We start from the raw sequence: 14,505 nt of genomic DNA on the forward strand, positions 1-14,505 counted from the left end.
TGCGGACTATTTTTCTTTAACGCTCCAGAAACCGGTTTTGTTGCTGCCGACGCGGACGATGAGACCTTTTGTTTTGAGCGTGTTTATTGCACGTTTGACTGTTATGATGGATATATTGAGCTGTGTGGCGATTTTTTGAGCTGTAATACTGTTTTCTTGTTTTATGGAATCAAAAATTTGTCGTTCTTTGTCGGATAATTCGTTTATGGTATCATTTTCTTCATTTATGGTATCATTTATGGTATCATTTTCTGTGTTTATGGTATCATTTGAAAAATTTATAGTATCATTTCTGCTCGTTGCATTCCCTTTTCGTAACAGTGTTGCCATAAAGTAGCCGGAACCTGCTTGGTATTGCACAGGACTTGAACCAGCTTCTTTGCAGATGTCGGCAATCCTTAAAAGACCTGTTCCCCATTTTTCGACGATGTTCATCTTTTGGAAAATATCTGCAATTTGCGTGTTACGGACGCTTGAATAGCCTGCAAGGACTTTTTCGAGTGACAAATCTCCGAAAATTCCTCCTGGATTCTGAAATTCAATGCGGTCATCAAATACCGAAATTTGAATACAAGAACTGTCCATGTAGTTGCGGTGCATAACGGCGTTTGCCAAAAGTTCGCGGACTGCTTCAGGTGGGTAGTCATACACATCTTTGCGGTAGAGCCCCTTGATTTGGGCTCCAACGTTGGTGTGCCTGTAGATAAATTCGAACGCATCTTCAATTTGTTGGTAAATTGGTCCGTCAAATTCTTTGCGGTCGAGGAATACGGAACGTGTTAAACCTTTGAACCTAGCACATTGGATTTTGGCGAAATATAGGTCGTTGGCGGCAAGAAGCCTAAATGCAATACTTGGGAGCAGACTGCCGTCTTGTTCCTTGAGCAAACCCCAGCTGACAAGGTTTTCAACAGAAACTTTCTTGTGGCTTGTAGAGCGTTCTGCGATGACGCGTCTCAATTCATTAATCTGCTTCTTGGTCGCGGGCTTGACGCCCCTTTCTACAATTTCGTCGTAGGATTTATGGGCGCTGTAAAGCATCATCTCGCGAATCTTTTCAGGTTCTGCCTTGCGTGTTGTTGCTCCGACGCGGATGTATACTCCATGACGTTCGCCTTCGGGCTTGAAAAAGTAGGGTGGGCGATCGCCTTTGAAAATTTCCATCACGACAATAGTCTTGTCTTCTATGGTTTCAAGATGCAAGTGAGGAAAAATTTGCGGAGAGCAACTGTCGCTGATTTCGTTTGTAATTGAGTCCATGAACTTGAATACATTCACCGATGGAACGCCTGTAATTTTGAGCGTAACGTCTTCGACACCGAAAACAATAGAACCTCCCTTGCCGTTAGCAAAGGCGATGGCGGTCTTTAGCCATTTCTTTGGGTCTTCCGACAGCTCGTTCCCTTTGAATTCTAGAACTTCGGATTCGCCCCTCTTGATTTCGTCAGCCGTCATTGATCGTATGCTCCTCGTATTTTGCTTGCCATAATATAAACCATTGAAGGGAACGCGTCAATATCTTAGACTTTCTCGAAAAATGAAGGAACACCTTGCTTGATAATTAGTTTATAGGGACGTGGTTGTTTTTTTTCAGGAACTTTTACAGTGGCTTGATTGTGATTATATTTAGAGCAGAAGGGAGACGAAAATGCTAGAAAAAATTTTATTATCGTCTAAGACGGTAGATCAAGTAAAAATGGGTTTTATACAGTACCATAACGAGCGGTTCTCGAGGGATTTTAGGCGTTGGTTTAAGGTCGGGCGTGGTTTTGCCGGTAAACCAGTCAATTTTGTTTTGCATGCACAGGATACAGTCACTCCCCAAAGGCCGGCAAAGTATAGTGACTCCGTTTTCCATGAGCACTGTTTTTCTGTGGCGTGCTTTTTCACTTCGCTTATTCCGCAGATCATTGCAGAAAAAGAGGATGAAGAAGAACTTTTTTACGACTATGCCCTTGCAAGTGGTTGGCCTATTGTAAATTGTGGAAATGGCGGATTGCTTTCTGCAGTGCAGGTTGTTTTTGAGGCTGACTTGCTCCCTAATTACGACGAATTGGAGGGGTATGGCCGTATTCTCGAGGCGGCAGAAATTTATTTTACCAATGATATTCGCAGTTTCCTTGCTGGGGGTGAAGACTCTCTTAATAGGGAAAGCTATTTGCGCTTGTGTGAGAACGTTAAAGACCGCATAGACGAAATTTGCGTAAAAATCCATTCCCGCACGCAAGAGTATCTGCATGCTTTAAAAGATGGCGCTCCATATGAATTTAAATTGGTGTGCTGGCGTGGTCATAGTAAGTACGCTATGCATTTGCCCAAAAACATCTATCGAGATCGTAGAGATGGTCAAGTTTATAGATCTGTTCAAATTGGCGACCAAATTTGGATGAGAGAAAATCTCAGGTACAGGACTGATGGCGCCTATGCTTATCAGGAGTATGGCGTTAACGAGGCGACTCTCGTTAAAGAAAGAGGCCTTTTATATACATGGGATGCCGCAAACAGGGTGGCTCCGCCGGGTTGGAGATTGCCGAACAACGAAGACTTTCAAAAACTCTACGATTATGTCCAATCGCATACGCAGACGGCTGTGGGTAAAGCGTTGAAATCAAAGAATCTATGGTATTCTGGAGCAGGTACAGATGAATTTGGTTTTTATGCAGTGCCGACAGGAACGGGAGAAACCCGCTTTCTTAGACGGTCTCGAAAATCTGAAAGCCAGATATGTTCTGATATGGATGTTCTTAAACGTTACAGTTTTATCTTGTTGGATGTATGTGCTCAATTCTGGACAACCGACCAGCAAGATTCCCAAGGCTGCTATTGGACACTTGATCATTATCACGATGACTTTAAAATGCTTCCACGAATCAAGACCGATTTATTCTCTGTAAGGTTGATCAAGGAATAAAATTTTTTAAAGTATCATTTTCGCTCATTGTTGTCCCTTTTTTGGAGCCTTTTAGGGACTGCTTAGGCTAATGCGTGTGGAATAACAAACAGCTTTGTGATAAAAATCACGAAATGTCACTTCTATCAAGAAAAAAATTAAAAGATTAAATATTTCTATTTACAAAAGAGGTTATTTTTGTCGATAACAACATAGAGGAGGGAGGGCGTTTCGCGAAACCCGGTGGAGCGAGACGTTACCGAAGGGCCCGCAAGGCTACTGAGGGCGGTGGTACAGACGGTTCGATGGACGAACTGCAGGATACCGCCGATTCGATAGGAGTCGTTATGGTGAATAACGCTGCTATGTTCTCCCGTGTTGAAGTAACCACCCTCTCTGACGAGGAACTCGTCCGCGGCATCGTCACAAATGTCAAGGACTCTCGTTTGGTAGACGAGCTTTGGAATCGCACTAACACTGCGATTGCAAAGGCGGCGAAGGTGGCCTCTCGCAAGGAAGAGCTCGGCCTTGCGATGGATGATGCCCTTAGCGAAGCTTATGTTGCGGCGTGGAAGGCCCTTCCTCTCTACGACGCTAGCAAGGGCGCTTCGCTCAAGACGTATCTCAGGACCAAGATTGGGTACCACTTCTTGGAAATGGGGCGCAAGGGTGCTATCCAAAAGGTGCGCACAAAGCCCTATGGCGAAGAGTGCGAAGAGGATGATGACGGCAGGCCGTGCTATGGTGCAAGTTACGGCGATGTCTGCAAGGTCGTGTCCAAGAAGTACGACCACAAGTACCGTGAACGTGAATTGGTTGATGCCTATTCGCAGGTTCGGTCGCTGGTTACGGTTGCAAAACACCGTGAGTGCTTGGACTTGCTCATGGAGGCGTATTCCTTGGGTGAGAGGAAACCGGTGCAGTACGTGGCCGACGGACTCGGATGCTCTCGTCAGCAGGTGTATAACATTCTTAGGCAAGTCAAGAGCCAAGTGCCTGGTTCCCTTGCTGCAGAGGTGAAGAACATCCTGTAAACGTTGCGTGGCGTAAGGTCTTTGACCTTGCGCCCCATTTTTTATAAAGCTTTTCTAGTATGTTTTGTAAATTTAGTTTTACGTAAATATGTCAAGAAATTTTTGACATAGCAGAGTATATTACCGATATTGACATTGGAAAGGGATTCCTTCTCTGCTGAGCCTCGTCGATGCAGAGCGTTCTGTTGAAGCTTCGGCTGCAGAATGTTAGCGTGCCCGGATTTATCCGGGATTGGTACGGCGTGGTGCCGTGCCTTTTAGGACGCTAGGAGTCGTTATGAGAAATCAAAGCATCGTCCCTTCCTCTGTTAATGTAGCCGCCCTCTCCGATGAGGAACTCGCTCGCAGCCTTACGGCTGACAACGTGAACTCCCGTCTAGCAGACGAACTTTGGTGTCGCACTAACCATGCGATTAGCAAGGCGGCGAAGTATGCCTGTAGCAAGGTGGAGACAGACCTTGCGATGGATGATGCTTTGAGCGAAGCCTACGTGGCGGCTTGGAAGGCTCTGCCTCTCTATAACGCCAGCAAGGGTGCCTCGCTCAAGACGTTTCTTGGGAACAAGGTAAAGTACCATTTCTTGGAACTGGATCGTCAGGGCAAAATTCATGCAGGACGTAATGTGCCTTATGGTGAAGAGTACGAAGAGGATGATGACGGTACGTCGCGTTATGGTACTGGACACGACGAATTGTATCAGGTTATCTCTGAAAGACAGAACCTCAAAAATCGTGAGGCCGAGTTGGCGGAAGTCTTCGAGCTGGTGTCTTCTTTGGTAACAAAACCAAAACACCGTGCTTGTTTGGGCTTCCTAAGGTTGGCTTACACGAAGGGTAAGGAATCGCCTGTGCAGTATGCTGCGTCAAGGCTCGGATGTTCTCGCCAGCAGGTGTACAACATCTTGAAGCAAATCCGGGACTCTGTACCCGAAGATCTCGCCAAAGAGGTGTTGGAAATTCTGTAAGGAACATCGCGGTGCAGGAGTCTTGTTGACCCTGCACCCATATTTTTTTATATACCAATAAAAAAGGTGGCAACATGGCGACTTGGTATATTGGTATTGATGAATCTGGAAGTTTTGATCATTTAAATTCAGATGATAAATCCTTTGTTTGTGCGGTCGTGACTCAAATGAGTCATGGCGACATTATGAAAGTATTCAAGGATATTTGTCGCGGATTAAAATTGTGCCGAGTTACGGATGCAACTCCTGAACACAAAATTATAAAGCTTTTCCATGGATGTAAGCAGGGACAAGGCGAGAATCGTAAGAAAATTCTGAATACGCTGCTAGAAAAGAAAGATAAGCTTTTTCCCCGAGTAGTTGTATGTCGTGGAATGCCTTCTGTTACGGTAAATCCGCAGCAATGGTGGATGTCTTCTATTATGGGGACGATAGATGAATTGTTTTCGAAAAAAAACAAGACAAATCCATGCTTGTTTAATGTGAATGACGAGGTAAAATTTAGCATTGCCAATCGTGATGCCAAGTGTCTGGGATTGCTTGGTGGAGGCCGTTCAGATGGCGGTTGGAAAAAATACAATGAATTGCTTAAGTCGAATATTGAAAAAGAATTGAAAAGGACATACCGCCGTTATAAAATCAGTGTAGATATTTGCTCTGCTGAGTATAAAGCACCGCCTGCTTTGGCAGATCAGGTGGCGACAATGGTCAGGCTCGCTATGTTCAATGATTTTGAAATAGTAAAACCCAAAAATCTGTCTCTGGGTAATGGTCGGGATGTTGACATCTGCATAGAGAATGAAAACTGGCTTGGTGCTGCGGAAATTCTTTTGTCCAATGTTTTTAGTGGAAATTACGAGAATGTTGAAAAATTAGAGAACATCTTGCAGAATGCGGATGTAAAGGTATGGGCCTTGATTATGAGGTCTGTCGAGACAACTTTGCTTAATAGAGGTGCTGATGGCAATGCGGTAAATCACATTGCTAAGATAATGCCGATTTTGTTGAATAACAAGAAAAACATTCCCGATTCGTCATTGTTGATTCGATTCTTTAAGGCCTATTGTAATTTCGTAGGTGATGCTGGTCGGGCAGAAGATAATACCTTTGTGGAAATCAAAGAGTTACTGAATGAAAAAACGGACTTATTTATTTCAAAGTATGAAAAATGGCATTTTTATGTTGACTTGTTAGCCGCTGAAGCCGGGGTAAAATTTAATGCCTATGACTTTGTCTTTCCAGATATCGCGAGTCTTGTTGAAAAACAAAAAAGAATTAATATGTCGTATCCATCACTTGATTTTTTAGACAATCGTGCTGATGATATTGGTTCTCAGATTTACGGAATATTGGGGCTACAGACTGCGTTCCAAAATCACATCGATGAATCTATTGCATATTTCGAGAAGGATTTTGATTGTGCAACTAATGATTATTATAAAGCGATGGTCGCAAGTTTCTTGGTCGTCAATTATCATAGGAAAAAAGATTTCACGAATGCCCAAAAATGGCTGAACATAGAAGATGGACACAAGTATAATAAAAATGATCAATGGTTAGTTCTTGATAAATTAAGAGTGGAAGCTCTAGCCTTGGAATTAGGTGGAAAATGGGATGGTGAGAGCCTACTGGAAAATGTTCAATCTTGGCATAAGGACGGAGACTATCCATGGCCGTTGCTTTTGAAATGGAAGGCTTTTATTGAATGTAAAAAGGGACTTGACAAGGCGAAAACAAGTTTGGAGACTTCGCGCAAAAAACTAGTTTCGTCACAAGGTTTTACTATACGCACCTTGGCTCTGTCGGTTATTGCTATGCTCATTGTTGTTGCCAAGGAAGAAAATGATGCTGCAGAGCTTGAAAAAAGGCGGAGCGAGTATGAAACACTTTTAAAGGAATGCTCGGAACAAGTATATTCCTTTAAAAAGTATATCAGCGAACATTCTGAATTCACTAAAGCTAAAACGGGCGACCTTTCGCTTTGGGAAGCCGCCACGCTGTTGCCGTTCAATTATTCGTAAGGGGGATGATTATGAAAGTTGATTTGAAGGAAATGATTGAACATGCCAGACATATTGGCAAGGAAAAAAGGCTTGAAGAACTCGATCAAGCTCTAGAAAAAGAACCTGCGGAGATCGCTATAATCCTAAATATAGATAGTACATATCCATTTCAAAAACTACGGAAAGACAAGAAAAAAGTTCAGGATTATTACATAACGGGGATATATGATCTGGGAGTTTGTGAAAAATACTCGCTGGATGTATTACTTGGGGCTCCTAAGCTGAAAGGAAAGAATTACGTTGTATCTTATGTCTTGTATACACTGAGCTTAAATCGCCCTAAAACGATTAAGGTGTTCAGTTCTGAAAAATTAGATGTGTTAAATGCGAAAGAACAAAGCTTGTGCTATCCTGCTATAGATGGTAAGTGCAATCAAAAGGAAATGTATCAAGCAATAGAAAAATGGATTAATTTTTCTAAAAAGGATGCTCTGATTGCAAACTGTGTGAATGAAGTCTCTTATTCGGAAATGAATCTAAACTTTATGCTGCCACTGTACTACACGCGGGAGTATGTAAGCATAAGGGAGTCTTTTAAAAAGCAGAATGTGGTGCGTTTGAAGGATTTGGTTGAATTTTATGTAGGCGCAAAGAATGAAGTAAATTCACAAAACCCTGGCGAGCCTGTTCGATTGGTTCATGCTGGTAATTGTAAAGATGATTTTGATGCCCAAAATGTATCTTTGTCAAAATATTCTTTTTACTCGACAAATCTAGTTGAAATTCGCGAAGGTGATTTTTTGCTCAATACAGCGTTAATGAAGTCTCATATAACAAAAAGATACTTCTTTGTTGTTAAGGGACCTTTGAAAGAAAAGCTGTATTTAGGTGAACATGTTCTTGGTATGCGATTGAAGTCGAATCTTGTGACGTTGGAGTATCTATATCTTTATTTTAGAAGTGATATGGTGCAAATGACTCTAGCATTATTCAGAAATTGGGGCGAACGTTTGGATATGTATCAAACGATTGCAAATATTCCTGTCCTTTTGCCAAAGTCAGATATTCCTATGTGTGATGATGGAAAACAGATTGAAGTTTATAAGAAACTATTTGACGCTTTGTATGGAACCGAGAGTGAAAAGGGCGAAATAGACAGGTATGCTTTAGTACGGGGAGCGGGCTCTCGAGAGGAATGGTATGATATTTTACGTGATGAGTATCGGGAAAAAGTTCAAAAACTTCAGAATGATGATGTTTCTTATTATATCAAAGAAAATAAAAAGGAACTGAATATTACAAAAGACAATAAAGCGTACAAGGCTTCAGTTGTTTTGGCGGGGTCGATTTTGGAAACGTTCCTTATAGACTGGGTGAGTGCTATAGAAGGAAAAGATCTTTTTAAGGAGAAGTATAATAGCGACGGAACGCAAATGCGTCTAAATGAGGCTATCAATTATTTAGTATCATATAATTCAAAAAAATTGAATCTAACATGGAAAGAGAAGAATTTGGCCGAAAAAATAATGAAGCTGCGGAATAGCATTCATCCCGCAGTTTACATGCGTCAAAAAATTGATATTGGTCCTCGGGATTGTTCAAATGTTTGCCGATGGTTGGACGAAATTCTCCAATCACGAGGAAATTTTAGGTTCTAGGAGCCCGACATAATCCTATCGCATTCGTCAATGATGTATTGGGGAACTGTGTCGAATTTGATTGGATCAAGTTGATAGATAGAGTCGTTTTCGATATGGAAAATTTCATTAATGTATTTTTCCAAAACGTTGCTGGAATTCAACGCTTTCCCTTGCATGAAAATGCGGAAAATGAGAACTTTCTCGTAGTTGCATGCTTTGGGGTATGCATTACGTAAATTTTCATCGTTGCTTATAAAAGACAATTCAGTTTGGTAGTTGAAATTTTGTATGAAATCTTGAATAGATTTTTCGGCATTGTTGATTTCGTTTGAATTCATTTCGTATAGATTTTCTTGAATCGGGGCTCGATTTCCGATTTTTTCTTTGTCTTTTAGTCGAATAGTTGGTTTTTCTCTTTTGTGCAAAAGGCTTGATAGCATATTGTACGCTTCGCTTTTGTCTCCGATAAAATCAAATCTACGACGCAGATAAATTGCTTGAATTATGCTAGAATCTTTGGAATCTTCGATTCTATTGTCAATGATTGTAAGACCAGATGTAAAATCTTCTTTTGTGATTCTCTTTTCTTCAAGAATTCCTTTCCTGTTTGCAAGGAAATGAGCTTTTGCTTTGCTGAAAGGTCGATGTAGTGTGTGGATGATATCCAATACGGTTGTGAAATCGTGAGTGAGCAAAAGAACGGTTTTGTTTTCTAATGGTGCGTGTTGTAATTGAAGTCCTGCACCAGGGTCGTTCTTTTGACTTGACAAAAACATCATGTTGAGTAGAGCGAATTTCTTGTTCCCATCGAAAGAAGAGATTGGGTCATCAAGGATGATGAGGTCGGGGTTGTTCCTGATTGCGGAATACATAAACAAAACCATTGCAAAAGCATTGCGTTCGCCATAACTTAAATGGTCACGTGCGGTTTTAACGGTTGTATTGCTCAATGATTTAAGGTAAATGTTTGCATTCCCATTGCTTTGTTCAATTTCTACTTGATAATTATAGCCGGCATTTCTTAAAAAGGCGTTAATGTTATTTTTGTTTGTTTCTACCGTGTTTTGAATTAATTGCTTTTGTTGGTCAATATTTTCTTTTATCGATATTGCATTGTTGTAAACTTCGTCCAATTGAGAATTTATTTCTTCAACGAGTTCATTCATCAAGTTGCCGTTTAAGGCTGTTCCTGCAAAATTGATTCTTTTGGATTTGACATCGCTTATGAGATTGTCTATATCATCTATAGATGATGGCGTTAGTGATTTAACTTTTGTTAATGATTCTAACCCTTCTATAACGTCGTTTCTGATGCTTGATAATTTGGTAAGGATTTCTTTGCTTAACGCATTGGCTTCTGTTGCAAGTCGTTTTAAATAAATCTGTGAATTTTCATCAAGATAATCTTTGATTTCTTCAAAGATGTTCAAAATTTCGGTCAATTCTTCTAATGTGTCTTGTGGAAAATTTGAGGATATGTCTTCTACGATTTTAAGATTTTGCGGTTTGTCTTTTGAACGACAAAGTGGACAGGAATGGTCATCTGAAAAAAAAGATTTCCCGTCTGAAGCCCATTTAACCCATTTTACGTTCTTGTAGTCATTTCGGTCTTGTAAGAAATTTTCATATTCCTTAAATTGTGGGGCGATGTTGGCGAGCATGTTCCCTGTATTGAAAGCCTTGTATAACTTTGCTTTTTCTCCAATTTCTTTTCCCTTTCCACCTTTGTCTCTAAATTTTTCAAATAAATTTATTATTGATTCTAGTTTTTTGTTGTTTTGAATATTTTGTGTGATTTTTTGTAATTGACTTGAAATTTTTTTCATATTTTCGTCATATTCCGGAGTTTTGACGAAAATAGAGAAAGAATCATTAATCAAAACCTCTTTTTTTGAAGTCTTGTCTTTTACGAATAGGAATTGATTCACGTATTCGTCGTTGAATATTTCAACATGATGAATATCTTCTAAACCTGATACTATTGGTTTGTTCTTTTCTTTTTCTTTTTTGGACAAATCTGCATATTTGTAGGGGATAAGTTCGTCAAGCCATTCTTTTTTCTTTTTTTCGTCTTGCGTTGTGAATGTGCTAATTGCTTTTGCGATGGTGGATTTGCCGGTTCCGTTACTAGCGTATTTAATGTTTAAAGTGTTAGGAATGATTTCAATTTCGCCCTTGTTGATGTTGTTGCAGTTTTCAATAGATATCTTCATTTTAACCTCTTTTGGGATAAAGATATATATTATTATTTGCTAATAAGTAATGAAATAAAAACATTCACCAAGGAAACTCTTATGGCTCAGTGGTATATCGGAATTGATGAGCATGGAAATTTTAACCCGGCTGAACTTGAAAATGATTCGTTCGTGTGTGCTGTGGTTACGCAATCATCTACTGAAGATGTTTATTCGGCTTTGAAAACTGTTTATAGAAATGCCCTGGGTCAGGATTTTTTAGAAAAAGAAGATATATATGAAGCGTTTCACGGATATAAGCAAAAAGAAAATATAAGGAATCTCCTTCTACATGAAATCTGGAAGGACTATCCGAATTTGGTAAAAAAAATCTATATGACCGAAAGCCGTCCGTATGTTGTTTCTAATGCACAACAATGGTGGCTGATGGGGGTGCAGTCGTTGTTGCTCCATATATTGAATTCTGGAATTTTTGCTCAAGATGATTGCGTTAATATTACTATAGCGACTCGATCTTTGGAATTTGTTGGATTTTATACTCCTGCTACCGTACAAAATGCAAAAAAAACAAATAAGCAAGAATATTTGGATTTGCACAGAAAATACCATGATTTTCTAGAACGGGAAATTAAGGAATGGCTGAAAACAATTAGCCCAATAAAAGTTTCCGTGAATTGTCATGCTGCATCGGTGAGTGCCTTGGCGACGTTGGCTGATCAAGCGGTGAACATGGCGAATTCTTCGTTTAAAGATGAACTTCCTTCAGGAGTGTTGGAAGGGGTTCTTTGCCTAAGTTTTTTGCCAAATGATCAGCTCCCGACTCTTTTACAAACAGGAGATGTTTTTGGGGCTGCTAATGTGTTCCTTGAAGGTTATTTTGTAAAACAACAAGAATCACTATTGAATGTTGCGAATCGCATTTTTGATGCCGTAAACAAGAAAGCAGATGATGACTTAAAGAACTCTGTTTGGACGCTCTTTATAGACGCTTGCACGAAAATGCTTGCACGTCGTGGTTCCGATGGGAATGTTGTAAAACGTGTTTTGTATTTGAACGGTGTTTTGGCGGATGAAATTGAGTCTCACGGACTTCCCCCTAAATTGCAGCCGAAGTATTTCAATGTTTTGGGAGCGTTGTATGCACATAGCGGTGTTGTGAAATTGGATGAATTTGACCGTATGGAACGGGCTATAATTACGTCAAATGAATTTGGATTGCCTTGCGATAGATGGAATAGCTATTTAGAATTGCAATTGTTTAAAGCCCAGTCGTTCTTTAACGGATATAATTTTAATGCTGATTTTTTGGAACCGCTTTTGGAAACGCAAAAGAGTGTTGCCAGATTATTGAATGAAAGAATTGGTGTTGGCGAAAAGTTTGTTGATGATAATTATGCGGCAATTCTTGGAACATTGGGACAGGCGGCTGCGTTTAGAGGTGAATATGATAAAGCGCTTGAGTATTTTTTTAAGGATTATGAATGTTCATCGGAACGGTGGAAAAGTCAGATTGCTAGCTATATATTTGTAGTGTATCATAGACAAGAAAATTGGGATAAAGCTTGCGAGTGGTTTGAAAAACAGGCAGGGATGAACGTTGAACAGTTTGGTGAATCTTTTGATAGTTCTTCGAATATGTGGGTGGTATTGAATTATTTAAGGTTGTATGCACTAGGCTTGCGATTGAATAAAACGTTGCCTAAATATCCTGATCCAAAGAGAATTAAATTTAAAGGAAATTATCCCTATGGCCTTGTACAAAAATGGGCGGGAGTCTGCTTGTATCTTAAGAAGGATTCTCGTGCTGAATTGGCTTTGAAAAAGTCTTATGAAAGTTTGAAATCAGGTGATAGTTATACAATAAAAACTCTTGCTTTGCCGGTTTTGAAAATGAGATATAAATTGGCGGGTTTCGAAAAAGAAGGTAAGAGGGAATCGCAATATAGATATCTGTTAGAAAATAGCCTTGAATCGAAGTATTTTGTTGCCTATATGGCTGATAAAAAGACTTTTGACTTGCATGATGGTAACTTTGACATCTGGGAAACAGCGATGATGTTGCCCTTTAATTATGCGTAGGGGAATGGTGTATGAAGGTTGACTTTAACGAAGTTGTAAAAGAAAGAGTGAATTCAAAATGCGTTGTTGATAAAGAATCAATTAATGATGAAATGTTAAATTTGGCTTTGGCGAAAGAGAAAAATGAATTTGCGCTTATTTTGAGTCCAAATTTAATGAGAGCTTTCAAATGTAGTTATCCAGATTTAGCAAACTTTTATGTAACAGGTATTTTTGAATTAGGTCCATCCTTTCTGTGGGCGCATGGATACGATTGTTCCTTTCTTTCTTTCTCAGAAACGATGGACAAAAGTCTTGCGAAACTTTGGACCGATTATAGTTTTACAGAATATTCTTTGATTACTTTTTCGAAAGAAAAAACTAAAAAAATCAAAATTTGCGTTCTGCCAAGAAAACAACTAGAGAATGGATGTTCGGGAGAACTTGTAGACGACATCGATCGTCTTATGTTATATTACAAAGATTTAGAAATGTTCGTAAAAACCGCTAAAGTTCCCGATTCTTTAAAGGGTTTATTCAATACAATTCCATATAAAGATTTTCGCAGAAATGAATTTGACGTAAGATTTTATTCAAGGAAATATTTAGGAACGCTGAATTCGCTGAAAAAGCAAAAAACAGTTTTACTAAAAGATGTTGTAGAAATTATTGACATAGAAAACAAACGTGATATGTCAAAAAAAACTAGACAAATAATCTCTCTTTCTACATTATCTTACCCTTTAGATGTCAAAAAACTATCTTTTGAATATGGTTATTTTCCGTTAAAAAAGGGTGACATCCTTGTTTCTGCCGATACACGTTTGGGGTATTTCTATTTATTTGAAGAAAATAGTCAAGTGGTTGTATCTCCAGCGAGCTGTTATGCTGTGTTGCGGTTGAAATCGGTTCTGGTAACTGCGGAATATTTGTTTCTTTATTTAAATAGTGGAATTTTTAAGAATATCATTGCTCTTTCCGCTCCAATGCTATCGCTTAATCCTGGAGTTCATCCCAATTGGAGCGAATTGAATGAAGTCCCCGTCTATTTGCCAGACACAGAAACGCCGCTTGCCTTAAATGAGAAACTTGCTCAATATTACAAATACCGTTTCGACAAGGAATATAGGCCATATTTGTTGAAGGATGCTCCGGATGATTACAAAGACTCTCAGAAATTATCCAAAAACATTGTGAAAAACGACGCTCTCGGAGACGAATTTAGGGATAGGGATAAACAACGAATAAGAAACAATATCCTTAATTGTATCTGTGCGAATAAAAAAGAATACGACATAACATTTCCTAATGGTGCGTATTTCGCATCAATTATACTAATTGGCTCTATTTTAGAGGCTTTTCTTACAGATTGGGCTAGCACAATTGCTGGAAAAGATTTTATTCATGAAGCGTATCGAAAAAAAAAGGATGATCCGAAATTTTTAACATTAAATGATGCGATATGTTATATAGCAAAAAAACGAAAAAAAATGGACCGCAAGGAACGAAGCTGACGAAATTCGTGAAATGAGAAACAATATCCATGCTAGAGTTTTTGTGGGACAAAATAAAAGAATAACAAAGCAAGAATGTGAAAAAGCTTTTGATAAATTAGAAAAAATTATTCGATCAAGATCTGGATACGGTCATACTTCATTAGCATCTCTCATGAATGAAGCAGTGAATCTATCTTAAATTTTTATTAAAATATTTTGTATTTG

Annotated in this window: 10 protein-coding genes; 8 read left to right on the forward strand and 2 right to left on the reverse strand. The window is 39.3% G+C overall.

Annotated elements, in window-relative coordinates:
* Window positions 1–6: 6 nt before the first annotated feature.
* The gene (locus tag BUC30_RS10645) at window positions 7–1,455 is read right to left on the reverse strand and encodes an AlbA family DNA-binding domain-containing protein (protein WP_073424836.1); all 1,449 of its coding nucleotides are present in this window, start codon (window positions 1,453–1,455) and stop codon (window positions 7–9) included.
* Window positions 1,456–1,648: 193 nt separating this feature from the next.
* Between BUC30_RS10645 and BUC30_RS10650 the strand changes: the two genes are divergently transcribed.
* The 5 genes from BUC30_RS10650 (at window position 1,649) to BUC30_RS10670 (ending at window position 8,549) form a co-directional block, all read left to right on the forward strand.
* Entirely contained in the window at window positions 1,649–2,911 is a 1,263-nt protein-coding gene (locus tag BUC30_RS10650; protein ID WP_073424837.1) for an FISUMP domain-containing protein, read from the forward strand.
* Between the two features lie 284 nt (window positions 2,912–3,195).
* Window positions 3,196–3,924, forward strand: coding sequence for a sigma factor (locus tag BUC30_RS10655; RefSeq protein WP_083555759.1), 729 nt, complete (start codon window positions 3,196–3,198; stop codon window positions 3,922–3,924).
* 250 nt (window positions 3,925–4,174) lie between these two features.
* On the forward strand, window positions 4,175–4,888 hold the full coding sequence (locus BUC30_RS10660) for a sigma-70 RNA polymerase sigma factor region 4 domain-containing protein (protein ID WP_139260829.1): 714 nt from the start codon (window positions 4,175–4,177) through the stop codon (window positions 4,886–4,888).
* A 74-nt stretch (window positions 4,889–4,962) separates the two neighbouring features.
* The gene (locus BUC30_RS10665) at window positions 4,963–6,909 is read left to right on the forward strand and encodes a hypothetical protein (RefSeq protein ID WP_073424840.1); all 1,947 of its coding nucleotides are present in this window, start codon (window positions 4,963–4,965) and stop codon (window positions 6,907–6,909) included.
* 11 nt (window positions 6,910–6,920) lie between these two features.
* Window positions 6,921–8,549, forward strand: a complete 1,629-nt coding sequence (locus tag BUC30_RS10670) for a hypothetical protein (RefSeq protein WP_073424841.1) — start codon at window positions 6,921–6,923, stop codon at window positions 8,547–8,549.
* Here BUC30_RS10670 and BUC30_RS10675 read toward each other — a convergent pair.
* Window positions 8,546–10,744: an AAA family ATPase gene (locus BUC30_RS10675; protein ID WP_073424842.1), complete on the reverse strand. Its 2,199-nt coding sequence runs from the start codon at window positions 10,742–10,744 to the stop codon at window positions 8,546–8,548. The two genes, BUC30_RS10670 and BUC30_RS10675, sit on opposite strands and share 4 nt — an antisense overlap.
* 81 nt (window positions 10,745–10,825) lie before the next feature.
* Between BUC30_RS10675 and BUC30_RS10680 the strand changes: the two genes are divergently transcribed.
* The 3 genes from BUC30_RS10680 to BUC30_RS16115 are packed head-to-tail and all read left to right on the forward strand — an operon-like array spanning window position 10,826 to window position 14,479.
* Complete coding sequence (locus tag BUC30_RS10680) at window positions 10,826–12,805, forward strand: hypothetical protein (protein ID WP_073424843.1); 1,980 nt, start codon at window positions 10,826–10,828, stop codon at window positions 12,803–12,805.
* An 11-nt stretch (window positions 12,806–12,816) separates the two neighbouring features.
* On the forward strand, window positions 12,817–14,298 hold the full coding sequence (locus tag BUC30_RS10685) for a restriction endonuclease subunit S domain-containing protein (RefSeq protein ID WP_073424844.1): 1,482 nt from the start codon (window positions 12,817–12,819) through the stop codon (window positions 14,296–14,298).
* Between the two features lie 13 nt (window positions 14,299–14,311).
* Window positions 14,312–14,479 carry a hypothetical protein gene (locus BUC30_RS16115; RefSeq protein WP_170861534.1) on the forward strand — a complete coding sequence of 56 codons (168 nt, stop codon included), beginning with the start codon at window positions 14,312–14,314 and terminating at the stop codon, window positions 14,477–14,479.
* The last annotated feature ends 26 nt before the right edge of the window (window positions 14,480–14,505 follow it).

This window comes from Fibrobacter sp. UWB7 (assembly GCF_900142945.1).
Taxonomy (GTDB): domain Bacteria; phylum Fibrobacterota; class Fibrobacteria; order Fibrobacterales; family Fibrobacteraceae; genus Fibrobacter.